At 36.9% G+C, this 24251-nt stretch carries 21 protein-coding genes and 2 tRNA genes; 20 read left to right on the forward strand and 3 right to left on the reverse strand.

Annotated features, from left to right (window positions below; translation table 11 throughout):
* The first annotated feature begins 124 nt into the window (after window positions 1-124).
* The 12 genes from LEGAS_RS01490 to thiD all read left to right on the forward strand — a co-directional run bounded on the left by LEGAS_RS01490 (window position 125) and on the right by thiD (window position 13996).
* On the forward strand, window positions 125-2578 hold the full coding sequence (locus LEGAS_RS01490) for a phosphoketolase family protein (protein WP_013231201.1): 2454 nt from the start codon (window positions 125-127) through the stop codon (window positions 2576-2578).
* Between the two features lie 123 nt (window positions 2579-2701).
* Window positions 2702-3229 carry an NUDIX hydrolase gene (locus LEGAS_RS01495; protein ID WP_010390090.1) on the forward strand — a complete coding sequence of 176 codons (528 nt, stop codon included), beginning with the start codon at window positions 2702-2704 and terminating at the stop codon, window positions 3227-3229.
* Between the two features lie 181 nt (window positions 3230-3410).
* The gene (locus LEGAS_RS01500) at window positions 3411-4229 is read left to right on the forward strand and encodes a Cof-type HAD-IIB family hydrolase (RefSeq protein ID WP_010390089.1); all 819 of its coding nucleotides are present in this window, start codon (window positions 3411-3413) and stop codon (window positions 4227-4229) included.
* A gap of 57 nt (window positions 4230-4286) precedes the next feature.
* The gene (gene tpx / locus LEGAS_RS01505) at window positions 4287-4784 is read left to right on the forward strand and encodes a thiol peroxidase (protein WP_010390087.1); all 498 of its coding nucleotides are present in this window, start codon (window positions 4287-4289) and stop codon (window positions 4782-4784) included.
* Between the two features lie 85 nt (window positions 4785-4869).
* Window positions 4870-5850 (forward strand): ribose-phosphate diphosphokinase, encoded by a 981-nt coding sequence (locus LEGAS_RS01510; protein WP_013231202.1) that lies wholly within the window; start codon window positions 4870-4872, stop codon window positions 5848-5850.
* A 141-nt stretch (window positions 5851-5991) separates the two neighbouring features.
* Window positions 5992-6699, forward strand: coding sequence for a response regulator YycF (gene yycF, locus LEGAS_RS01515; RefSeq protein WP_010015944.1), 708 nt, complete (start codon window positions 5992-5994; stop codon window positions 6697-6699).
* A 106-nt stretch (window positions 6700-6805) separates the two neighbouring features.
* Window positions 6806-8677: a cell wall metabolism sensor histidine kinase WalK gene (walK, locus tag LEGAS_RS01520; protein WP_010390083.1), complete on the forward strand. Its 1872-nt coding sequence runs from the start codon at window positions 6806-6808 to the stop codon at window positions 8675-8677.
* Window positions 8667-9965: a two-component system activity regulator YycH gene (gene yycH / locus LEGAS_RS01525; RefSeq protein ID WP_013231203.1), complete on the forward strand. Its 1299-nt coding sequence runs from the start codon at window positions 8667-8669 to the stop codon at window positions 9963-9965. The genes walK and yycH overlap by 11 nt, the downstream gene beginning before the upstream one ends.
* 33 nt (window positions 9966-9998) lie before the next feature.
* Complete coding sequence (gene yycI, locus LEGAS_RS01530; protein ID WP_013231204.1) at window positions 9999-10763, forward strand: two-component system regulatory protein YycI; 765 nt, start codon at window positions 9999-10001, stop codon at window positions 10761-10763.
* Between the two features lie 62 nt (window positions 10764-10825).
* Entirely contained in the window at window positions 10826-11965 is a 1140-nt protein-coding gene (locus tag LEGAS_RS01535; protein ID WP_010390074.1) for a S1C family serine protease, read from the forward strand.
* Window positions 11966-12604: 639 nt separating this feature from the next.
* Complete coding sequence (gene rlmH, locus LEGAS_RS01540; protein WP_013231205.1) at window positions 12605-13084, forward strand: 23S rRNA (pseudouridine(1915)-N(3))-methyltransferase RlmH; 480 nt, start codon at window positions 12605-12607, stop codon at window positions 13082-13084.
* Between the two features lie 105 nt (window positions 13085-13189).
* A complete protein-coding gene (thiD, locus tag LEGAS_RS01545; protein ID WP_010390500.1) occupies window positions 13190-13996 on the forward strand; it encodes a bifunctional hydroxymethylpyrimidine kinase/phosphomethylpyrimidine kinase in 807 nt (268 codons plus the stop codon).
* A gap of 94 nt (window positions 13997-14090) precedes the next feature.
* Here the strand turns inward: thiD and LEGAS_RS01550 are convergent, their stop codons facing one another.
* Together LEGAS_RS01550 and LEGAS_RS10015 are read right to left on the reverse strand one after the other, a co-directional pair.
* A complete protein-coding gene (locus LEGAS_RS01550; RefSeq protein WP_013231206.1) occupies window positions 14091-15494 on the reverse strand; it encodes an MDR family MFS transporter in 1404 nt (467 codons plus the stop codon).
* 115 nt (window positions 15495-15609) lie between these two features.
* The gene (locus LEGAS_RS10015) at window positions 15610-15753 is read right to left on the reverse strand and encodes a hypothetical protein (protein WP_010015935.1); all 144 of its coding nucleotides are present in this window, start codon (window positions 15751-15753) and stop codon (window positions 15610-15612) included.
* A 127-nt stretch (window positions 15754-15880) separates the two neighbouring features.
* On the opposite strand from LEGAS_RS10015, the gene mutY reads away from it, so the two are divergent.
* From mutY to LEGAS_RS01580, 6 genes are all read left to right on the forward strand, one after another.
* Window positions 15881-16903 carry an A/G-specific adenine glycosylase gene (gene mutY, locus LEGAS_RS01555; RefSeq protein WP_010387378.1) on the forward strand — a complete coding sequence of 341 codons (1023 nt, stop codon included), beginning with the start codon at window positions 15881-15883 and terminating at the stop codon, window positions 16901-16903.
* Window positions 16903-18021 carry an AI-2E family transporter gene (locus tag LEGAS_RS01560; RefSeq protein WP_013231207.1) on the forward strand — a complete coding sequence of 373 codons (1119 nt, stop codon included), beginning with the start codon at window positions 16903-16905 and terminating at the stop codon, window positions 18019-18021. Before mutY ends, LEGAS_RS01560 begins: the two co-directional genes overlap by 1 nt.
* Window positions 18022-18244: 223 nt before the next feature.
* Window positions 18245-18326 (forward strand) — tRNA-Leu (locus LEGAS_RS01565).
* A gap of 63 nt (window positions 18327-18389) precedes the next feature.
* Window positions 18390-18462, forward strand: a tRNA-Thr gene (locus tag LEGAS_RS01570).
* A 137-nt stretch (window positions 18463-18599) separates the two neighbouring features.
* On the forward strand, window positions 18600-18956 hold the full coding sequence (locus tag LEGAS_RS01575) for a PadR family transcriptional regulator (protein WP_010387374.1): 357 nt from the start codon (window positions 18600-18602) through the stop codon (window positions 18954-18956).
* Window positions 18931-19782 (forward strand): DUF1129 domain-containing protein, encoded by an 852-nt coding sequence (locus LEGAS_RS01580; RefSeq protein WP_224131359.1) that lies wholly within the window; start codon window positions 18931-18933, stop codon window positions 19780-19782. Before LEGAS_RS01575 ends, LEGAS_RS01580 begins: the two co-directional genes overlap by 26 nt.
* Window positions 19783-19824: 42 nt before the next feature.
* Here LEGAS_RS01580 and rlmD read toward each other — a convergent pair whose 3' ends face one another.
* Window positions 19825-21321 carry a 23S rRNA (uracil(1939)-C(5))-methyltransferase RlmD gene (gene rlmD / locus LEGAS_RS01585; RefSeq protein WP_013231209.1) on the reverse strand — a complete coding sequence of 499 codons (1497 nt, stop codon included), beginning with the start codon at window positions 21319-21321 and terminating at the stop codon, window positions 19825-19827.
* Window positions 21322-21604: 283 nt separating this feature from the next.
* On the opposite strand from rlmD, the gene LEGAS_RS01590 reads away from it, so the two are divergent.
* Complete coding sequence (locus LEGAS_RS01590; protein WP_010387370.1) at window positions 21605-21838, forward strand: hypothetical protein; 234 nt, start codon at window positions 21605-21607, stop codon at window positions 21836-21838.
* Window positions 21839-21892: 54 nt separating this feature from the next.
* Window positions 21893-24016 (forward strand): AAA family ATPase, encoded by a 2124-nt coding sequence (locus LEGAS_RS01595; RefSeq protein WP_010387368.1) that lies wholly within the window; start codon window positions 21893-21895, stop codon window positions 24014-24016.
* Window positions 24017-24251 lie beyond the last annotated feature (235 nt).

Here is a 24251-nt window from a genome sequence, read left to right on the forward strand (position 1 = left end):
AGCCGCAACCAATACAAGCTTTTTACTTGAACAAAAAATGATAATCAGTTATACTTGAAGAGTAAATGACGGAGAAAAGTTCGCGGTTTACGATTCTCTCAAAAAATAAGGAGTATTAAATCTCATGGTAGATTTTAATTCAAAAGAGTACTTAGGACTCGTTGATAAGTGGTGGCGTGCTACCAACTATTTGTCAGCAGGGATGATCTTCTTGAAGAGCAACCCTTTGTTCTCAGTTACTAACACACCAATTGAAGCAGAAGACGTTAAAGTTAAGCCAATTGGTCACTGGGGAACAATTTCAGGACAAACATTCTTGTATGCTCATGCAAATCGTTTGATCAACAAGTATGATTTGAACATGTTCTATATTGGTGGTCCAGGTCATGGTGGCCAAGTGATGGTTACTAACGCCTATTTGGACGGTGAATATACTGAAGATTACCCTGAAATCACACAAGATTTAGAAGGTATGAGTCGCTTGTTCAAACGTTTCTCATTCCCTGGTGGAATCGGATCGCACATGACAGCTCAAACACCTGGTTCATTGCACGAAGGTGGCGAATTAGGTTATTCATTATCACACGCATTCGGTGCAGTTTTGGATAATCCAAAACAAATCGCATTTGCTGTTGTTGGTGATGGAGAAGCTGAAACTGGTCCATCAATGACTTCATGGCACTCAACAAAGTTCTTATCAGCTAAGAACGATGGTGCTGTATTGCCAATTTTGGATTTGAACGGATTTAAAATATCAAACCCTACTATTTTTTCACGTATGAGTCATGAAGAAATTACAAAGTTCTTTGAAGGCTTAGGATATTCACCACGCTTCATTGAAAATGATGATATTCATGATTATGCAGCATATCACGAATTAGCTGCTAATGTCTTTGACCAAGCTATTGAAGATATACAAGCTATCCAAAAAGATGCGCGTGAAAATGGTAAGTATGAAGATGGTACAATCCCAGCATGGCCTGTAATTATTGCACGCTTGCCAAAGGGTTGGGGTGGACCAACGCATGATCAAAAGGGTAACCCAATTGAAAATTCATTCCGTGCACATCAAGTACCATTGAGTTTGGAACAAAATGACTTGTCAACATTGAAGCAATTCGAAGACTGGATGAACTCATATAAGCCTGAAGAGTTGTTCAATGCTGATGGTTCACTAAAGGATGAGTTGAAGGCTATCGCGCCTAAGGGCGACAAGCGTATGTCTGCTAACCCTATCGCTAATGGTGGCCGTGCACGCGGTGCTAAGGCACAAGATTTGACTTTGCCTGACTGGCGTCAATTCACCAACGAAATTACTAACGAAAACCGTGGACATGAGTTTGCAGCAGTGACTCAAAACATGGATATGACAACACTTTCAAACTATTTGGAAGAAGTTATGAAGTTAAATCCAACTTCATTCCGTGTCTTTGGTCCTGATGAAACAATGTCAAACCGTTTGTGGAGCCTCTTTAACACAACTAACCGTCAATGGATGGAAGAAGTTAAGGAACCAAACGATCAATATGTTGGTCCTGAAGGTCGTATTATTGATTCGCAATTGTCAGAACACCAAGCAGAAGGTTGGTTAGAAGGTTATACACTAACTGGTCGTGTTGGTATCTTTGCTTCATACGAATCATTCTTGCGTGTTGTGGACACTATGATTACACAACACTTCAAGTGGTTGCGTCACGCGTCAGAACAATCATGGCGTAATGATTATCCATCATTGAACTTGATTGCAACATCAACTGCATTCCAACAAGATCATAATGGTTATACACACCAAGATCCAGGTATGTTAACACATTTGGCTGAAAAGAAGTCTAACTTCATTCGCGAATACTTGCCAGCCGATGGTAACTCATTGTTGGCTGTTCAAGATCGTGCGTTCTCAGAACGTCATAAAGTTAACTTGATCATTGCTTCAAAGCAACCACGTCAACAATGGTTTACTGCTGATGAAGCTGATGTATTGGCCAACGAAGGTTTGAAGATCATTGATTGGGCTTCTACTGCACCTTCTGGTGATGTTGATATTACATTTGCATCTGCTGGTACAGAACCAACAATCGAAACATTAGCTGCTTTGTGGTTGATTAACCAAGCTTTCCCAGAAGTTAAGTTCCGCTATGTTAACGTTGTTGAATTGCTACGTTTGCAAAAGAAGTCAGAACCTAACATGAACGATGAGCGTGAATTGTCAGCTGAAGAGTTCAACAAGTACTTCCAAGCTGATAAGCCAGTTATCTTTGGCTTCCATGCTTATGAAAACTTAGTAGAATCATTCTTCTTCGAACGTAAGTTCAAGGGTGATGTTTATGTTCATGGTTATCGTGAAGACGGTGATATCACGACAACTTATGACATGCGTGTGTATTCACAATTGGATCGTTTCCATCAAGCTAAAGAAGCTGCCGAAATTTTGTCAGCTAACGGTGCGATTAATCAAGCAGCCGCTGATACTTTCATTGCTAAGATGGATGAAACATTGGCAAAGCACTTCGAAGTTACTCGTAACGAAGGTCGCGATATTGCAGAATTTACTGATTGGAACTGGTCAGCTTTGAAGTAATTTAATGCTAATTAGTTATTAATCATTGTATGAATTCATGTATTAGTAAATAAAGCGGACTAAGCATTTGCTTAGTTCGCTTTTTATGTCCTTAAGCTTAATACTGTGAAAGGAGTAAGAAATTTGCTGAATAAGGATAAGCGGGCCGATAAATTAGGAGAATTATGGGATATTTATGACGAAAAAAATGAATTAACAGGCCGTACACATCATCGAGGAGAAAAATTAAACGTTGGTGATTATCATCTAGTAGTTAATGCTTTAATCTTTAATATACAAGGAAATGTATTGCTACAACAGCGCTCGTTTCAAAAAATAACTGATCCAGGTATGTGGACAATAGCAACGGGAGGATCGGCATTAACCGGTGAAACAAGTGAATCGGCAGTGATTCGTGAGTTACATGAAGAATTAAACCTAATTGTGACGAAGAACCAACTTCAATTTTTAAAGAAGTGTCGGTATGTTGTATGTATTGATGAATCTTTAGATAATATGACACGTCAAATATCTGAAGTAGAAGCGATAAAATGGGCAACACTATCTGAAGTCTTTCAAATAAGTCGTAGTAATGATTTTAATGATGATCATATCCTTATTCAAGCAAAAACAAAATTGCTTGATACTGACAACGGCCAGTTTTATACTTGATATTTTAAAACATGTATAAATATTATGTTTTGAAATCGTGTTCTTTGTTATAATATAATTATGTTCTGTAATAAGTTAGATGTCATAGGTAATTAATTTTGTAGTGAAGGGAAATATAATTGTCCATCAAGTTTATTTTTTAAAATAAACACAAATGACATTATAAAAGATACGTTAAATTATGTCGAAAATTAAAATTGTTTCTATTGATATTGATGGTACATTGCTCAATGATCAACGAGAAATAACATCAGAAGTAAAATCGAGTATCCAACAAGCCTTAGCAAATGATGTTAAAATAGTTATTACAACAGGTCGACCCTTACCAGGTGTTCGTGACATTTTATCAGAATTAGGTATTGAAGGTAATAACCAATATGTCATTACTTATAATGGCGGGCTTGTGCAAACAGCAAGCGGTGAAAAAACTTTGTTTCGTCAGCCTTTATCAGTAAAGGAATTTCAAAAGATTAACGCATTTATGTTGATTCAAAACACTTATGTGCAAGTTGAAACACAAGATGCAGCTTATACGACGAATCACAGAATTCATCATTGGGCCAGCTTTGAAAATAGTTTGGTGAATTTACCACTATTTGTTTTAGACACTGAATCGGCTTTAGAGAAAGTTGAATTCATTAAAGCTATTGCCAATGCTGAAAGTGATGAACTAGATACAATTCAAGCTATAGTACCTGCTGATATAGCCGATAATGTTAACGTTATTCGTTCTACGGCTAATAATTTAGAGTTTATTGACCGCCATGCATCCAAAGGTCATGCGTTACTAGCATTGGCTGAGAAATTAGGTATTGAACAAGCTGAGACAATGGCCATTGGTGATCAGGCTAATGATTATTCGATGATTGAGCAAGCTGGCATTGGTGTAGCCATGGGCAATGCCATTGCAGATATCAAACATATTGCAAATGCGCAAACAGCAACAAATAATGAATCAGGTGTCGCACAAGCAATTGAGAAATTTGTCTTAAGCAAGTAAATAAATAGTTTATTTACTATGAATAATGATGTTATTAAAAAATGCGGAGGTCGCAAAATGAATGTATTATTATCTGGAGAAGTGACAGAATTAGTTGGTGAACCATTAAAAATTGGTGACACATTGCCACACTTTAAGTTAGAAGATGAAAATGGTGATAAGGTTAAGACGGCTGATTTAGTTGGGAAGTTAACTTTAATCTCTGTTGTACCTGATTTAAATACAGGCACTTGTTCATTACAAACACGTCACTTTAATCAAGCCGTTGGTCAATTTCAAGATGTGCAATTCTTAACAGTTTCAACAAATTCGGTTTCAGAGCAACGTGACTGGTGTGCAGCGGAAGGGGTACACAATTTGCGTATGTTGTCAGATGAGCAAGAGTCATTTGGCTATGCCACAAAGCTCTACATTCCTTCTCAAGGTTTTGACACACGTTCAGTTTATATTATAGATGCGCAAGGTGTTGTGCGGTATGCACAAATTGTACCAGAAGTGTCAGAGGAACCAGATTATGATGACGCATTAAAAGCGTTGCAAACACTCTCAGCTTAAGTGCTTATTGGTTATTTGAAATTTCAAAAAAATATGAATGCTTTTAAAATGAACTTGGATGAACATAAAATGCTTGGAGCCAGACATGCCAGAACCTAAATTGAAACTTTTTTCTTTAAGCTCAAATGAGCCACTTGCAAAAAAAATTGCTGAATCAGTTGGCGTACCATTGAGTGAGATATCTGTGAAGCGATTTGCGGATGGTGAAGTACAGATTAACATTGAAGAAAGCATTCGTGGTGATAATGTTTTCGTTATTCAATCGACTTCTGCGCCAGTTAATGATAATCTGATGGAACTGTTGATTATGATTGATGCTTTACGTCGTGCGTCTGCTAATCAAATTAATGTTGTGTTGCCATATTACGGTTATGCGCGTCAAGATCGCAAGGCGCGTTCACGCGAGCCAATTACTGCAAAGCTTGTAGCGAATATGTTAGAACGTGCAGGGACAACGCGAGTCTTAGCTTTAGATTTACATGCTGCACAAATACAAGGATTCTTTGATATTCCAATGGATCATTTGCAGGCAGCGCCGTTGTTAGCTGATTATTTAATTGAATCAGGTATTGCTGATAAACAAAATGCTGTAATTGTTTCTCCTGATCATGGTGGTATGACGCGTGCACGTAATCTGAACAATATGCTAGCGTTGGAATCTCCAGTTGCTGTTATTGATAAGCGCCGTCCAAAGCCCAATGTAGCTGAAATTGGTAGTATTGTTGGTGATGTACAGGGTAAAACAGCAATTATGATTGATGACATGATTGATACAGCCGGTACAATTACGCAAGGGGCACAATTAATTATGGCACATGGTGCTAAAGAAGTTTATGTCGTTGCTTCACATGCCGTCTTTTCTGGGCCAGCTATTGAGCGTCTACAAAATTCTGTTTTCACAAAAGTTATTTTAACTGATTCTATTGATTTGCCAGATGAGAAAAAGTTTGACAAATTAGAGATTGTATCCGTTGGTGAGTTGATTGGCGAAGCGATTCGTCGCGTGAATAATAATGAAGCAATTTCATCATTATTTAAAAATCGTTTTCATCGTCGATCACATTAATCATGAATGTGTTAGTAAGTTAATAAGGTTTCATATAAAACTGATTAAATTCAGTTTTTTTGTGTTAAATATTACAGAATGGTAAAAAAATGATATACTTAGAGATAGACAAACTAGTAGAAACATATGAGGAGAACGTCCATGAGTAAAATTTTGGTTGTGGATGATGAGAAACCAATCTCAGATATCATTAAATTTAATTTAACCAAAGAAGGATACGAAGTGGTAACAGCAGCTGATGGTCAGGAAGCGTTGACAGTGTTCAATGAAGAAAAGCCTGACCTTGTTTTGCTTGACCAAATGTTGCCTGAGATTGATGGTGTTGAAGTGTTGCGCCAAATTCGTTCAAAATCAGAAACACCTGTTATTATGGTAACAGCTAAAGATTCTGAAATTGACAAAGTACTAGGTTTAGAAATGGGTGCTGACGACTATGTCACAAAACCATTCTCAAATCGTGAATTAGTTGCACGTGTCAAAGCTAATTTACGTAGCCGTAAAGCGGTTGCACAACATATTGATGAGTCTGTTGTGAATACCGACGACATCGAGCTAGGCGATTTGACAATACATCCGCAAGCATATATGGTGTCAAAGGCTGGACAAGATATTGAATTAACACATCGAGAATTCGAACTGCTTTATTATTTAGCACAACACATTAGTCAAGTGATGACACGTGAACATTTGTTGCAACAAGTTTGGGGCTATGACTATTTTGGAGATGTCCGAACGGTAGATGTTACTGTGCGTCGCTTGCGTGAAAAAATTGAAGATAATCCAAGTCATCCTAATTGGTTGGCAACGCGTCGTGGGGTAGGATATTATTTGCGTCCTGACGCAGAGTAAGTAAATGTCTTCATTACCGGTAAAGCAAACATTTTTTACTTATTAGTACAACAAAGATACTTTCTCTGTTATACGCCAAGGAGACAGACGCTAGGCGTCAGCAATTATGAACATTAAGACTAACTTTTTTAAATCTATACGTTTTCGCATCACACTTGTTTTTGTGTTGTTAATGATTATCGCACTCGAACTGTTGGGTGCGTTTTTTGTACGTCAAATAGAACAACAAAATTTAGCGACTTTTCAACAACAAATGACCTTACCAAAATATGTGACAGATCAAATTACGACTGCATTGAGAAATAGGGACGTTGATGCTGGGAACCATGCAATTCAAGATGTGTTAATTGGGTTAAATAACACTAACCTTCAAGAAGCACAGGTAATCGATAAAACAGGTACAATTCGTGGTACTTTATCAGTTTCTGGACAACAAACAATCGGTCAAAAAACAACTGATTTGAATGCCCAAAGAGCTGTTGCGGGAGAACAATCTTTTTTAACATCACGCACAATCAGTGAAGGTGGTGAGCGAAAAGAACTCATGACGACAACTCTTGGCGTCACAACAGGGCGTGTGCGAGATATAATTGGCGTCGTTGTTGTTAAAGCTAGCTTGTTACCTGTATATCGCAACGTTAACAGTGTGATGCGCCTATTTGTCATTGCTAGCTTAGTAGCTTTATTTGTCAGTATCGCATTAGCATTATTTCTTGCGCGTACATTAACACGGCCAATTGCCCAAATTGATGAACAAACGACTAAAATTGCTGGTGGCGATTATTCAATGGTTAATCATATCTATGGCTCTGATGAATTAGGACACTTAGCACAATCGGTAAACGAATTATCAACACGTGTTGAAGAATCAACAGAAACAGTCAACGCTGAGCGAAACCGATTAGATTCTGTTTTGACTCATATGGCCGATGGTGTTTTAGCGGCTAATCGTCGTGGTGAAATTACCATTATCAATCAAGCGGCAGCAAACTTTGTTGGTGTTGATCGTGAAGCAGCTATTGGCCAAAATGTGATTGATTTGTTACGTTTACAAGGCAAACGAACATTACGTGATATGTTAGAAAATCTTGATGATTTTCGAGTTGATTTATCAGATGATAGTACTGATATTTTATTGCAAGCTTATGTATCGCTAATTAAGCGACAATCAGGATTTATTTCTGGTTTGGTAGTGGTCTTACATAATATTACTGAACAGCAACGCATTGATTCTGAACGGCGCATGTTTGTGTCAAATGTATCACATGAATTAAGAACACCATTAACTTCAGTGCGATCGTATGTCGATGCTTTAGCAGAGGGCGCAATTGACGATCCTGAAATGGCGCAAAATTTTTTGGGTGTTGTGCAAGATGAAACTCAGCGTATGATTCGTATGATTAATGACTTGTTAGCCTTATCAAGGCTGGATCAAGGAACGATGGATGTCAGACTTGAAGTCGTTAATTTGAATAGTTTGTTTAATTTTGTGTTAAACCGCTTTGACATGATTATTGAAAGTGATGCTAAAAATACTGATACGCCAAATAAAAATTATAATATACAACGCGAATTTACAAATGAGGATGTGTGGGTCGAAGTCGACCCAGATAAGTTTACGCAGGTTCTTGATAATATTATGAATAATGCTGTCAAGTATTCACCTGATGGTGGCACAATTACAGCACGTTTAATAAAAACTAAAACACGGGCTATTTTAAGCATTTCCGACCAAGGATTAGGTATTCCACGTAAAGATTTAGATAGTATATTTAATCGTTTCTTCCGTGTGGATAAATCACGGTCACGTGCACAAGGTGGTACGGGCTTAGGATTAGCAATTTCTAAAGAAGTTGTCGAACGCTTTAATGGTCGTATTTGGGTCGACTCTGTTGAAAATAGGGGCTCAACTTTTTATATTTCACTTGCCTATGTAGATGATGATGTCATTGAGGAGGGCGATTGGGATGCGGAATAAACAAAAGTTTTTACAAAACGTGTTATTGAATGGGTTACTCGTTCTATCGCTAGTTATCTCGGTTGTTTTAACAGCATTTATTTTCAGTTCATTTGGTAAAAATGAAGCACCTGACCAGTCAACGGCGCAACAACCAGAAAAACAACTGCTTGAAATATTTCGTCCGACGCAATATATTGTTAACCAAACTGATGGCTCGCAACAGTTGGTTATGAATGCAACTGATGCTAAATTAAAAAAAATGCGTCATGCGTTGACAGACGCGCAATTAACAGACGCTCAGACAAAAACTGTTAATATTGCTGGAATAAAAAAAGTTTTAGCGACAAAAAAAGCGCAAATTTTTCATTATTCCGATGTCGTACCAATTTCCTACTTTAATATACGTTACGATCAGCGTGTTTCAACTCGAAAAAATCTTAATTTTGACTATTTTGTATTGGCATTAGATCGTTCAAATAATGGTTATTTTGTGAATACTAAAACAAATCAAATAACAACTGTAAAAGTTAACAAATTAAATCATCATGATGCTTGGCAACTAGCACAACAGTTACCTAAAAGTCTGAATATTAATTTTCAAAATTATCATAATCGTGTAGGACTTAATTATCTTCAAAAAATTAAATTGCCAGTATATTCTTACTTAGTTAATAATCGTGATCCTAAAACGTATGTTTCTGCTCTTCTAGGAACAATTAATCAACTTAATGTCACACAGGACGGTGATAAAACAGTTTACTCAAACAAACTCAATAATCAAACAATAGTTTATGATCCAAACTGGGCAACAGTGACATTTGAAGATCATAATAAAAAAAATAAATTACCTGAATTTTATGTGGATCGTTTAAATACAGGACTCTCTCAAATTAATTTATTGCAGTCAGACTTTACTGACACACGCTTTTATGAAAGTCAGCAAAATGGTCAAAAAATTACTTTTCGAACATATGTTGAAGGCTTTCCAGTTTATTTTCAGTCTGAAATTGGCGCTATTCATATGACAATGGATAAACACGGAAATTTGACTAGTACGTACTCCCTTAATGAAATTGGCGTACCTGTACCAAATAATCAACCTGATGTGGTTCTGCCATCAACAAGAGAGATTATTAAGCAGTTGTCTGATGCTGGCGTACAGGAGAAAGACTACAATTTCATTGCTCCGGGATATCAGTGGTTGCTTGATCAAGGTAGTCAAGCGGCTGTAAATATGGAACCAACGTGGATGATTGAAACAGCCAGTGGCTGGCAAAGTGTGTCATCGTTTTTAAAAACACGTTAAACTAGGATTATTGATAAAATCAAGGAGTAAGATATGCAATTTAAACGAATTAAAATATTAATGTTAATTTTGTTTTTTTTGTTAGATATATTTTTGCTCAATTGGTGGCGTTCTGGAGAGGTATCACAAGAACGTGTAACAGATGCTAATACAGATATCATTTCAGAAATGAAAAAGCAAAAAATTAAATTACCTAAATTTGGCACTTCTCTGCATTACAGTAGCTATGTTGCTGCGCAATATGGTGACAGACGTGAGATGTCTTTGCCTGCTGGCCTAGATGTTTCTACTGGGGCAAAAACAAACACCGTGTTTGCCAAATTTAAGCGAGATTTATTCAAAAAAAATGGCACGGGTTCAGACGAATCAGTTCTGTCCACATACAGTGCTGGTTATCAATTTAATCCAGTATTGACGGCGAATAAAACGAACCGCGATCGTGTTTATTCACAACGTGTTGAGGGACTACCGGTTATTGCTGACAGTGGCATTATGACTTTTCAGTACAATAAAAGCGGTAAACCTGTAGGCTTTACCAAACGACAATTAGTTAACATTGAACGACTTCGGGATGATCGTGCAACAATCACAGAAGAAGAGGCTATTATTTCATTATATCGGTACAATGAGATTGATAGTGGTGATAGTTTGTCTAAAGGTTATCTGTCTTATGATAGAACCTTGACGGTTAATGGATACGATATTTTTTTACCAGTATGGGCATTTGAAGCATATAGTGGTAATGAAAAATACGTTTTGAAAATTAATGCCTTTACTGGTGATAATTTATCGGAATAATTTAATCTAGTATTAATTTTTAACATGTAGAATAAACATAATTCAATTAATGGGTGGCTAAAATGGCGCAACAATCTGTAACAAAAATTATATTAACAGGTGCAATCGCTGGTATTATTGGTGGTGGTGCAATTTTATATGGGCAGCGTGGCGTTGAAAATCTACAAGCTACGACGCAAAAAGTTAATACCAAAGCTACAAAAACAACGACCATATCTCAAAATGCAACCGCAACATCAGCTTACGGTAAAATTTCAGATGCCGTTGTTTCGGTATTGAATTTTTCAAAATCAGGTATTAATAGTTATCAAGAATCATCTGAAGGATCAGGTGTTATCTATAAAAAAGCTGGGGATGCTGCTTATGTGGTAACAAATAACCATGTTATTCATGGTGCGGCCCAGATTCAGGTTATGCTGCACGATGGAAAAAAGGTGACGGCAACACTGGTAGGTAAGGATGCTATGACTGATTTAGCTGTACTGAAAATAGATCCTAGTGTTGTGACAACGACAGCAGATTTTGGCGATTCTAGTAAAATCCAAGTTGGTCAAAAGGTATTGGCAATTGGATCACCATTAGGATCTGAGTATGCTTCTTCAGTGACTGAAGGCATTATATCCGCTAAGAAACGATTAGTAGCATCCACCTCTGAGAATGGCCAAAATTATGGCGGTTCGACAGTCATTCAAACAGATGCGGCAATTAATCCAGGTAACTCAGGGGGACCCTTAGTTAACTTCCAAGGGCAGGTAGTCGGTATTAATTCGATGAAGCTTTCATCGTCAGCATCTGGTACCAGTGTTGAGGGAATGGGCTTTGCAATTCCTTCTGATCAAGTCGTTGATGTTGTGAATAAACTTGTTAGAGACGGCAAAATAACACGTCCTGCCATTGGTATTGGCCTTGTCGAACTATCTGCAGTTACAGTCGATGATCAAAAGACGCTCTTGAAAATTCCAACGTCTGTTAATGGTGGGGTTGTTGTGATGAGCACAACTCAAAATGGGCCGGCAGATAAAGCTGGTTTGAAAAAATATGATGTGATCACTGCAATTGATGGCAAAGAAGTGACAGGTCAAGCAGATTTGCGTGAAGAATTGTATAAACATAATTTAAATGATACTGTGACAATTACTTATTATCATCAAGAAGATAAGAAAACGGTTAAAGTAAAGTTAACGCAAAAATTAGAAAGCTAACGCCTGGTGTTAGCTTTTTCTTTACCATTTGTTGACAAAAGTATAGAAATAAGCGTTTTCATAAAATGTTGAAAACTAACTGAAAATGTTGATAAAATTTTACAAGAGTCAATGAAATGTGGATAAAGGGAATTATATTGTGGACAAATAGATTAAAAATATAAAAAACTATTAAATAGTACTATTTAACTGAAAAAATCGATATTTTTTTAATGAAAAGTCGATAATTACGCTATTGTACGTATTTAGTTATAAAAATGACGACAAAACACATTGATAATGTTCGAATTAAGTGAAATACTAACGTTTATATTTAAAATAACATGAATTGTCAAGGGAACATATGTGCTTATCCACAGTTGTGGATAAAAAAGTGGAAAACTGTGGATAAGTCATAATGAGATAGACATTTCTGACATAAATAGCCTCAAACGGCGTTGCAAAAGTTATCCACAATTTATGTTAATATCGTTTAAAATTGTGGATAAAAAACCATACGAACATTTTAATGGTTGATATAATAAGGATATGATACTTTTATTGGTTGCTTGTTCGTGTGGATAATTGTGGAAAACTTTTAAATACAAATGTTTGCATGATACATCATAATGTTAAGAAAGTTTAAAAATAGAGGATAATATGAACATTAAATTGATCACAGTTGGTAAATTAAAAGAAAAATATCTTAAGGATGGCATTGCAGAATATACAAAGCGGTTATCACGTTTTGCTAAAATGGAAATCATTGAATTAATTGATGAAAAAACACCTGAAAAGGCTAGTATTGCACAAAATAATCAAATTATAGCCAAAGAAGGGGGGCGCATTGCTGAAAAAATTGGGCCACGTGATTTTGTTATTGTATTAGCAATTGAAGGCAAGCAATTAGCTTCAGAAGCGTTTTCTAAAAAACTTGCTGATGTAACAGTTTCTGGATATTCGGACATCACTTTTGTTATTGGTGGTTCATTAGGGATTGATCCATTAATTAAACAACGCGCTAATATGAAAATGAGTTTTGGTTTGCTAACCTTGCCTCATCAACTTATGCGGCTTGTTTTGATCGAACAAATTTACCGTGCTTTTATGATTCAACAGGGATCACCTTATCACAAATAAAAATTTGCGATTAATGTGATAAATAAAGCGCGAATAATATAGCAAATAAACAATAGTTGACATATAATATAGTAAATCATAATTATCTATAAAGGGTGTGTTGACATGAATGAATTTCCACAAGTTTTGACGATTGCTGGGTCTGATTCAGATGGATCGGCGGGTATGCAAGCTGATTTACATACATTTTTTATTCGAAAAACATATGGCATGAGCGTGTTGGTTGCTGCAGTGGCAGGCAATTCATTTGGCATTCATGCTGCTGAAACATTACCGTTGCCTTTTATTGAAAAACAATTTGAAGTTTTAGCTGATGATTTTCAAATACGAGCAAGTAAAACAGGTATGCTTTCAGATGCGAATTTAATTGCAACAGTTGTTACTGCCTATAAAACTTATAATTTTGGGCCATTGGTTGTTGATCCTGTGATCACAACGAAACATGGTGCGCAGCTTTTAGCTGATAGTGCTTTTCAGGCATTGAAAACCCAGCTATTACCATTGGCTGAAGTGGCTACACCTAATTTTTTTGAAGCACAATTACTTACCGGACGAACTATTAATTCAGAGGCTGAGCAACGTGAAGCCGCACGTGATATTCAAAAATTTGGCGTGAAAAATGTCGTCATTAAAGGTTGGCATAATCAAGAAAATCAATCTGAGGTTGCCGATTATGTATTATTAGCAAATGGTAGCGATTTTTGGTTACGTCATAGCTATTTTGATACAACACATATTAATGGGACAGGTGACACCTTGAGTGCTACAATTGCTGCAGAAATAGCTAAAGGCACAGATGTAGCAACAGCTATTAAAATAGGGCATGATGTGACAACAGCAGCCATTGAACATGAAATTGCTGTTGGGCATCAGTTTGGGCCAATTAATCATTGGGCTGCAGCAGATATTTAAATTAAATATAGAAAAGCGATGGTAGTAAATTAGATATATCTAATTTACTACCATCGCTTTTCTTGAGTTTAATGCATGCAATGAGAGCTGTTTTTTATATAAAGTCTCTTGGTGCCTTGTTTTTAAAGAGTAGGGTGAGTGCAGCACCAACAAGCATTAATGCTGCAGCGGTTAGGAATGTTATTTTTATACCATGCAACTGAATAAGTACATCGAGTGTGCTGGCATGTGTTTTACCATAGCTAAGAGATGATCTTGTCATGATAGTAACTAGTGCTGCTGTACCAAATGATGCTGCAATTTGACGGACTGTCGTGAACATTGCCGATCCATCAGGCATTAGTGCCAAAGGTAAGGCATTAAATGCTTCAGTCTGAATAGGCATGAGCACTAAGACTAAGCCAAGTTGACGGATAAATTGACCAATAACTGCAAACCATAATGGGGTGGTTAGTGTCAGTGAGGCCAAAACAATTGTGCCAGCGGCTGTAATTAAGATACCGATTAATGTGAGATATTTGACGCCATATTGGTCATATAAACGACCACTCCATGGCGATAAAAACGCAGTAACTAAGGCACCAGGAAATAGTACAAGCCCTGATATAAACGCTGACGCGCCACGAATGGTCTGCATATAAAGTGGTAACATAAGAGCGCCACCATACATAGCAATCATTAGGACAATGTTAATTAACATGGCGATGACAAACTCACGTTGTTTTAAAACCGCCATGTTAAGTAATGGTGTTTTTGTTGAAAACTGTCGCCAAATAAATAAAGCAGTCACAATTAATCCAATAACAATAAAGCCCCAGACGGTAAATTCAGACCATGGTGTTGCGCCAGCATTTGAGAAACCATAAAGTAACGAACCAAGGCCAATACTCGACAATACGACCCCAATAAAGTCAAATTTAAGCATCTTTTGTTCGCCAATATTTTGTAATAAGAAGTAAGCAAGTATAAAGTCGGCAATAATTAAGGGTGCTACGATGAAAAATAGAAATCGCCAAGATAGGTTTGTCACAATAAAACCGGATAATGTTGGGCCAAGTGTAGGGGCAAAGTTTAGCGCTAAGCCAATTAACCCCATTGCGCCACCACGTTTATCAGGTGCAAAGAGATTCATTACAATGACGTTCATTAGTGGGCCAAAAACGCCAGCACCCATCGCTTGAATCATTCTTCCAGTAATTAAAACGGTGAAATTTGGCGCGAATCCGGCTATAAGTGTACCAATTGCGAATAAGCCAACAGCCGTAAGATAAAGTCTACGTGTGGTTAGACGTTGAATTAAGAATGCAGTCAGAGGAACCATGACACCGTTAACTAACATGTAACCGTTTGTGATCCATTGTCCTAATCCTGGACCAATATTAAATTCATGCATAATATTAGGTAAGGCAACATTCATTAGTGTTTGATTTAAAAAACCTAGAAATGTGCCGATGACAAGGATGATAAGAACTGATTTTTGCTTTTTTGATATATTCAAGTGCTACCCAACCTTTCTTTTTAAATAATTATAACATGTGTTTAATGATAATATAATGATAAAGATGTAAACAAAAAACCAGTAAAAATACTGGTTTTTGTTATGTCAAATTAAATTACTTTGTTACAGGCAATTCTTCTGACTTACCTTTTGCCCATTGTTGCAATTTTGCAATAGCAGTTTGGCGTTGTTTCTTAGCTGAGTTGTGTCCGACCTTGCGAGCACGGGCGAATGAATTAAGCGGCTTCTTTAATGCCATGATGGGTACTCCTTTTTCAAATGTTTTTACATACAAGATCTTATTATACGTTAGATGGGTTTAAAAATCAATCTTTTAAACAAATAAGTGTTTCTAAAATATCATAAAATTAAGGTACAATAGATATATGGAAATATGGTCTGAACAAACAATTAAAGATTTTCGTCGTACATTACTTGATTGGTACAATCAAGAGGGGCGTGCAAATTTACCCTGGCGTGTCAATCATGAACCTTATCGCGTGCTTGTATCTGAAATTATGTTGCAGCAAACACAAGTGGATACGGTTTTACCATACTATGAGCGATTTATGTCTGATTTGCCAACCGTCCAGGATTTAGCCTACGCACCCGAAGCGCAAGTGTTAAAACTATGGGAGGGACTCGGGTATTATTCGCGCGCGCGTAATTTGCAAAAAGCAGCCAAGTTCATTGTAGAAGAGTTACATGGCCATTGGCCTGAGAGTTCAGATGATTTGCAGGAACTACCGGGTGTGGGTCCTTATACGTCAGCGGCTATTGCATCTATTAGTTTTGATGAGGTCGTGCCAGCTGTTGATGGTAATGCTTATCGCGTATTTAGTCGATTACTTAAAATTGATGCTGATATTGCGAATACAAAATCACGTCATATTTTTTATGATGCTATTTTACCGATTGTTGACCCGGTACATCCTGGAGATTTTAATCAAGCGATTATGGATCTTGGATCAAGTTATATGACTGCTAAAAATCCAGATAGTTCCCACTCACCAGTTCGATCGTTTAATGCGGCTTTTCGTGACAATGTGGAGGCTAACTTTCCTGTTAAAACTAAAAAACAGAAACCAATAAAACAGCAATATATTGCAATTATTTCTGAAAAAAATGGTCAATTATTATTTGAACAAAGACCAGACACTGGTTTACTTGCTGGTTTTTGGACGTTCCCATTAATGCCAATTAATAGTATTGATGATATTGAAGGGCAACAACTCAATATTAAACCAATTATTCATGTATTTACACATCGTCGTTGGGAAATATGGTTGGTGAAACAAAAGGTTGATCACATGCCAAATCAAAAATATCTATCACCAAATGATTGGCAAACACTATCTTTGCCTACTGTACAACATAAACTACTTAAAGCACTGGAGGATTTAAAATAATGTTTCCTAATATGAAATTAAAAAAACTATTTTTTTGGACACTAGAGTTACTGGCAGGAGCTGTATTAATTCTAATTGTATCTGGGTTTGATTTTTTGATGCGACCTATTTCAGTTTTTATTTCAACAGTGTTTGTGCCACTACTTGTGGCAGGTTTTCTTTATTATGTATTAAAACCCATTTTAAAATTGGTAACAAAAATAAAAATTTTTGGGAAATCAATACCTCACCAATTTGCGGTCATTATCACTTTTGTTTTATTTTTGGCTGTTATTGCTACAGCGTTAATTGTTCTTGTGCCAACTTTGATTCGTGAAATAACGAATTTGATCACCGCAATGCCAAGTTTCGCACAAGATATGCAACGATTTGCAACAGAAACTATCAATAGTCGCTGGTTTGAAAATTTACATTTATCTGTTAATGCGGACCAAATTAGGTCTGCTGTGGGTCAGTATGCCGCATCATTTTTAAACATTACAGCAGGAACTTTGGGAACGGTTGTCTCTACAGTCACATCTGTTACGATTAATCTTGTTACCATTCCAGTTGTGTTATTTTACATGTTAAGTGATGGTGATCGTTTGGTACCTGCCATCAAAAAAGCTTTTCCAGATCGGCACGCGCAGAAAATTTCTGAATTAACTACAAAAATGGATAACACCATAGAAAAGTATATTTCGGGACAGGCCATTGAAATGTTGTTTGTTGGTGTCACAATGGCTATTGGTTATTTGATTATTGGACAACCTTATGCTTGGTTACTTGCTGTTGTGGCTGGTATAACAAATATTGTCCCATATATTGGCCCTTGGATTGGTGTAATACCAGCTTTAATTGTCGCCAGTACGCAATCTTGGAAACAGATGATTTTTGTCTTTATAGTAATGACAGTTGTGCAACAACTTGATGGAAATTTTATTTATCCTAATGTTATTGGTAAATCATTAGCGATTCATCCGTTGACCATTATGCTACTATTAATGGTAGCTGGTAACTTATGGGGTATTGTTGGTATGATCGTGATCGTACCCGTATACGCGGTTCTACGAGTGATTATTTCTTTTGTACTGGAGCTTTTTGCGTTGACAAAAAGTCAAGATATATTGCGAGAATAATGAGTTTTATTTTTTTATTTAATAAAAATTTTCTTGAAATGATTAATTAGTATTCCTGTGAGCGTGTATAATATTGTAAAAAATATAAATTGAGCACGCAACAAACGTTGATGTGTAAAGCTATGGTGTTTAATGTATTATGTCAATTCAAAAGTAATATGAAATTAGGTGTTGACGTATGAGCGTTTTTCAAGTAAACTAATATAGTTGCGTAATCAACAATGCGGGTGTGGCGGAACTGGCAGACGCGCTGGATTTAGGTTCCAGTGCCGCAAGGCGTGCAGGTTCGATTCCTGTCACCCGTATAAGAGAATTAGTATTCTCTGGGGTATCTAGTATGATTTAGGCATACTTGAGTACTTGGAGTTGCCGACTTAGCTCAGTTGGTAGAGCATCTCACTAGTAATGAGGGGGTCAACGGTTCGAATCCGCTAGTCGGCATTATAGCAAAGCAGTGATATGAAAGTATATCACTGCTTTTTTGTTGTGCCTTAATAACTTAACTAATTGGCTTTACAAACTAGTTGTTATCATTTATACTACTAGTATGTTTAATAGACTAGTAGAAGGGAAAGAATATGAAACCAAACATTTCAAGTCAGATGCTCAAGGGTATTTTACAAGGTGTGATGCTCATGATTTTGGTTAAGAAACCAGATTATGGTTATGGTATTAGTAAACAGATTAATCAATATGGTTTAGATGATATTCCTAAAGGAACGATTTATCCGTTACTGACTATGATGGAAAAGCGTGGTTTGGTTGAAGGGAAAATTCAACCATCTGCGGCAGGACCAGATCGAAAATATTATTTTATTACGTCAGATGGCATAGTAGCTAAGCAGCAATTTATTAAAGAGTGGCAATTTTTAGAAAGTGCAGTGAATCAACTAATAGATGAAGGAACAAATGATGAAAACAAAAGAAATGATTGAAATGAATAATGAGTTACGAAAAAATTTGAACGACGAGAATAAAATATTTTATGAAAATTTATTATTGTATCTCAGAATAGAGGGATTTTCTCGAGATGAAAATAAAATAGAAACACATTTATTAATGATATTACAAGATATTTTAGAAGCACAAAATGATGGCATCACAGCAGAAACGTATTTTGGAAAAAATCCAAAAACGATTGCTGATGAATTACTGGCTGAAATGCCACGCAGTCCCTTGGAAGTCATTAAGACAGGTTTATATGCTGTGATGGGCTATATGGGCGTTAGCTTTTTGCCAGATTTGATGACGGCTGGCAAACCTGTTGATATTGGTGCCCTAGGGTTATCTGGTTTGTATCTATTTGGTATCGTATTAATTTTGTTTAAATACATTGGTCGAACAATTTATAATGTGAATATCATGATACAAAACAAAATTTTAAAATTTTTGGCTGCTTTCGTAGCGGTAAGTATTGGTATAGCACCTGTGACCTTAATTGAAATTCTTGTAAAAACACCAGTTCGCTTTCAGCTGGATGGTTGGTTTGGTATTATTGTGATTATACTTGGTTTACTGATTGGTGCATTTTTCTTTATACGTCAAAAAGATAAGACTTTCGGTTGGCCGTTTGTCATATACTTATGTGGTGCTGGGGTATTAGGTATTATGACACGTTTACCAAAAATAGGCCATTTCTTGATGGCTACACAAAATGGACGGTATATCGTTGTTGGCATTATCATTGTTTTGTTAATGGTCTTTTGGCTGTGGAATGTTATTATAGCCAAAAAATTAAAAAAACTTGATGAAAGCAAATAAAATAGGTAGCAATAGTTTATACTATTGCTACCTGTTTTTTTATTAATCTCGGCGTGTTAATTTCACAACGCCTTCCCAACGTGCAGTTTGTGGGAACATATCAATGCTTTGAATGTAATCGACTTTATAGGCTTTTGTTAAATCAACTAAATCACGAGCCAATGTTGATGCGTTACATGAGATGTAAACGAATTTTTCAGGTTTTGTACGCAAAATTTCACGACGTAAAGCAGTATCTAGTCCAGTTCGTGGTGGGTCGACGACCAATGCGTCTGCTAACCAGCCTTCTGACTGCCATTTTGGAAATAGCTCTTCTGCTGTTCCTACTTCGTACTGAGCGTTTTCAATGTGGTTTATTTTGGCATTAATGTTAGCATCATCAACTGCTTCAGGGATAATTTCCATACCGCGAACTTCGCCAACTTTATCAGCTAAACTTAAACCAATTGTACCAACACCAGCATAGGCATCGACTAGTTTATCAGCGTGTGTTAAGTCAAGCGCTAATAGTGCTTCCTTATAAACTACTGCCATTTGTGTATAATTGAGTTGCATGAAGGCGCGAGGAGAGAGTTGGAAAGTTTTTCCCATAACTGTTTCTTCAATGTAGTCTTTACCCCATAATTTGATTGTTTCATCACCCCAGACAAGACTTGTGCGACCAGGATTGAAATTTTGGAAAATACCTGTAACTTCTGGTAAGGCTTGATTAATAGCCGTAATCAACGCTGTATCTCCAGGGAACCCATCGGTATTGGTCACAAAAGTTAATTGTACTTCACCAGTTGTATGTGATACACGAACGACAATGGTTTTAACTGTGCCATGATTTTTATCTTCATTGTAGATTGAAACTGACAGCTTATCAAGTAATTCACGAATCGTTCGTAAAACTTTCATTGTAATAGGGTCTTGTGTATGGACAACAGGCAAATCGACAAGATCGTGACTACCACGTTTGTACATACCGATACTGAGCTTTTTACCTATTTTACGAACTGGAAATTGTGCTTTGTTACGGTATTCGTATGGGTTTTCCATGCCAATTGTGTCGCGCAAATCATAATCGGACCAACCGCGTGGTTGAAATTTTTCTAATGACTGTACAAGGACGTCTTTTTTAAATGCTAATTGTGCGGGATAAGTCATGTGCTCGAGTTCAAAGCCACCAACTTCAGTAGCAAATTCATCCATGGGTTTAACACGGTTTGGTGATTTTTCACGAATTTTTAACACGCGAGCCGCAATATATTTAGGTTCAACTTCAGTGACTCTAACAACAGCCACTTCATCTGGTAAAGCACCGGGAACGAAAACAATTTTACGTTTAAAGTAACCAATTCCTTCACCATTGATACCTAGGCGTTTGATTGTTAGTGGGAAGTTTTGATCGACATGTACATCCACACCATCGAAATGGGTATCTTGTCTTTGACCTGACTTGCGTGGATCAAATTTTTTGCCGTAAAAGGGCTTTTTACCACTTGAATTACTGTTTTTTTGTGCGTAGGCACGTTTTTTTGGTGAATTTTCTGTCATGATGTTTATGTTTTAGCTTGTCGCTAGACATTTTGTATTGAATAAGCGCTAAAACATTTCCTTTCTGCATTGCAATGCCATGGTAACTTTGCTATCCATCAAGTATAACAGCTAATCTTATATAAAACAGGTGATAAATTTATTTATAACACACTTGTGTTATATCACTCATGTGTTATAATTAAATTGTAAAGGAGATGTGGAAAAATGATAAGAAGCAACAACTTTATTAACCGCAATCACGATCGTGTACGCGGACAAACTTTAAATTGGAGTGATGATTATGAGATTTGATATTAAGGCGTATTTGGATGATAATTCACTCACGATTTATCGAGTAGCGAAAGATTCTGGATATGGTTATACAACAATCCATAAATCATTTAACAAAACGCAATCAGATGCAACTAGTTTGAATATGAGAGACCTTGATGCGCTTGCTAAAGCGCAACATCAAGCAATGTGGGAAGTGCTAAGAGATCTTGAGAAATTATATTTTAATTCAGACGAGCGTTGATGTAGCTTCTACTAGTAAGCATCTGATATAAATGAATAAAAAGGGGAATTTTAAATGGCTAATGACAATTTTTTAAATGATCCATTCGGATCAGATATGAACAATATTTTTAACAATATGATGGGTAACATGAACGGTTATAATTCTGAAAACCGGCGTTATCTTATCAATGGACAAGAAGTGACACCTGAGCAATTTGCACAATACCGTCAAAGCGGACAGTTGCCACAGGGTCAACAGGCGATAATTAATGGGGATAGTACTGGTCGACAGGGAGCTCAGTCACAAGGACAACCTCAGCCGGAAGGTATATTAGCTAAGTTGGGCCGTAATTTGACGCAAGAAGCACGTGATGGTTTGCTTGATCCAGTGATCGGGCGTAACAAGGAAATTCAAGAGACTGCAGAAATTTTGGGCCGTCGTACGAAGAATAATCCAGTGTTAGTTGGCGATGCGGGTGTTGGTAAAACAGCTGTCGTTGAAGGTCTGGCGCAAGCAATTGTGACAGGGGATGTACCTGCCGCCATCAAAGATAAAGAAATTTATTCGATTGATATCTCAAGTTTAGAGGCAGGGACACAATTCCGTGGTGCCTTTGAAGAAAATATTCAAAATTTGATGAAAGAGGTTAAGTCAGCAGGAAATGTGATCTTATTCTTTGATGAAATTCATCAAATTTTAGGTGCTGGTTCTACTGGTGGTGAAGATGGTGGCAAAGGTTTGGCTGATATTATCAAACCAGCCTTGAGTCGAGGTGAAATTTCCGTCATTGGTGCGACAACGCAAGATGAATATCGTAACACTATTATGAAAAATGCTGCTTTGGCACGCCGATTTAATGAAGTGACTGTTAATGCCCCATCTGCCAAAGATACACTGCAAATTTTAAAGGGTATTGCTGCATTGTATGAAACGCATCATCATGTTTCCTTACCAGAAGATGTGTTGAAGGCTGCTGTTGATTACGCGGTACAATATATTCCACAACGGTCATTGCCCGATAAGGCCATAGATTTGTTGGATATGACAGCAGCTCATTTGAGTGCTAAAAACCCAGTAACAGACAAAGTCAGTTTAGAAAAACAATTGCATGACACTAAGGCAAAGCAGGAAAAAGCTGTTGCAGACGAAGATTTTGAGGCAGCATTAAAACATAAGAATACAATTGCTGAGTTGGAAAAGAAAATTGCTGGGGCAGATGAAGCAACAAAAGTTGTTGCAACTGCTAATGATGTGGCAGAGTCTGTTGAACGTTTGACAGGTATTCCAGTCGCACAAATGGGTGCTTCTGATATTGAACGTTTGAAGACAATTGGTGATCGCCTGGCTGGTAAAGTTATCGGACAAGAAGACGCAGTCAATATGGTTGCACGTGCTATTCGTCGTAATCGTGCGGGATTTGACGAAGGCAATCGACCAATTGGTAGTTTCTTATTTGTTGGTCCAACAGGTGTTGGAAAGACAGAGTTAGCTAAGCAACTAGCGTTAGATATGTTTGGTAGTAAAGATAACATTGTACGATTAGATATGTCAGAGTATTCAGACTTGACAGCAGTTTCAAAGTTAATTGGTACTACTGCTGGTTATGTTGGGTATGATGATAATAGCAACACGTTGACAGAAAAAGTTCGTCGTAATCCTTATTCCATTGTCTTACTTGATGAAATTGAAAAGGCAAATCCGCAAATCTTAACATTATTACTACAAGTAATGGATGATGGTCGGCTCACTGATGGTCAAGGTAATGTTGTTAACTTCAAAAATACAGTGATTATTGCAACTTCAAATGCCGGCTTTTCAGATAAAAGTGATGGGGAGCTTATGTCGCGTTTGGCACCATACTTCCGTCCGGAATTCTTAAACCGTTTTAACGGCGTGATTGAATTTTCAACTTTGAGTAAAGATGATCTTAAGCAAATTGTTGATTTAATGCTAGCTGATGTGAATCAGACATTAGCTAAGAAAGAGTTAACTTTGCAGGTTTCTGACGATGTCAAGAATCATTTAATTGAAGATGGTTATGACGAAGCGATGGGTGCACGACCACTCCGTCGGGTGATTGAACAACAAATTCGTGATCAAGTCACTGACTTTTATCTTGATAATCCTGGCGAGAAAAAACTTAGTGCAGATTTAGTTGATGGTCAAGTTGTCATTTCGGCTATTATTCAAAAATAATATTGTGTCAAAAAGATCGGTTAGTAGAGATTACTAGCCGTTTTTTAGTGGCTAACTCGTTTTATTTTTAAGTAGCGCTTTAATAGCGATTAAATCCAAAAAATCTTGTCTAGACTAGTAAGTCTATGCTACGGTACCAGCAGCTTAACTTGTCTATACATTTGGGTTAAAATATGAATTTAATTATTGTAAGCGCTTACAAATAATGTTATATTTAATTTGTAAGTAGCGATAG

This window comes from Leuconostoc gasicomitatum LMG 18811 (genome assembly GCF_000196855.1).
Taxonomy (GTDB): Bacteria; Bacillota; Bacilli; order Lactobacillales; family Lactobacillaceae; genus Leuconostoc; species Leuconostoc gasicomitatum.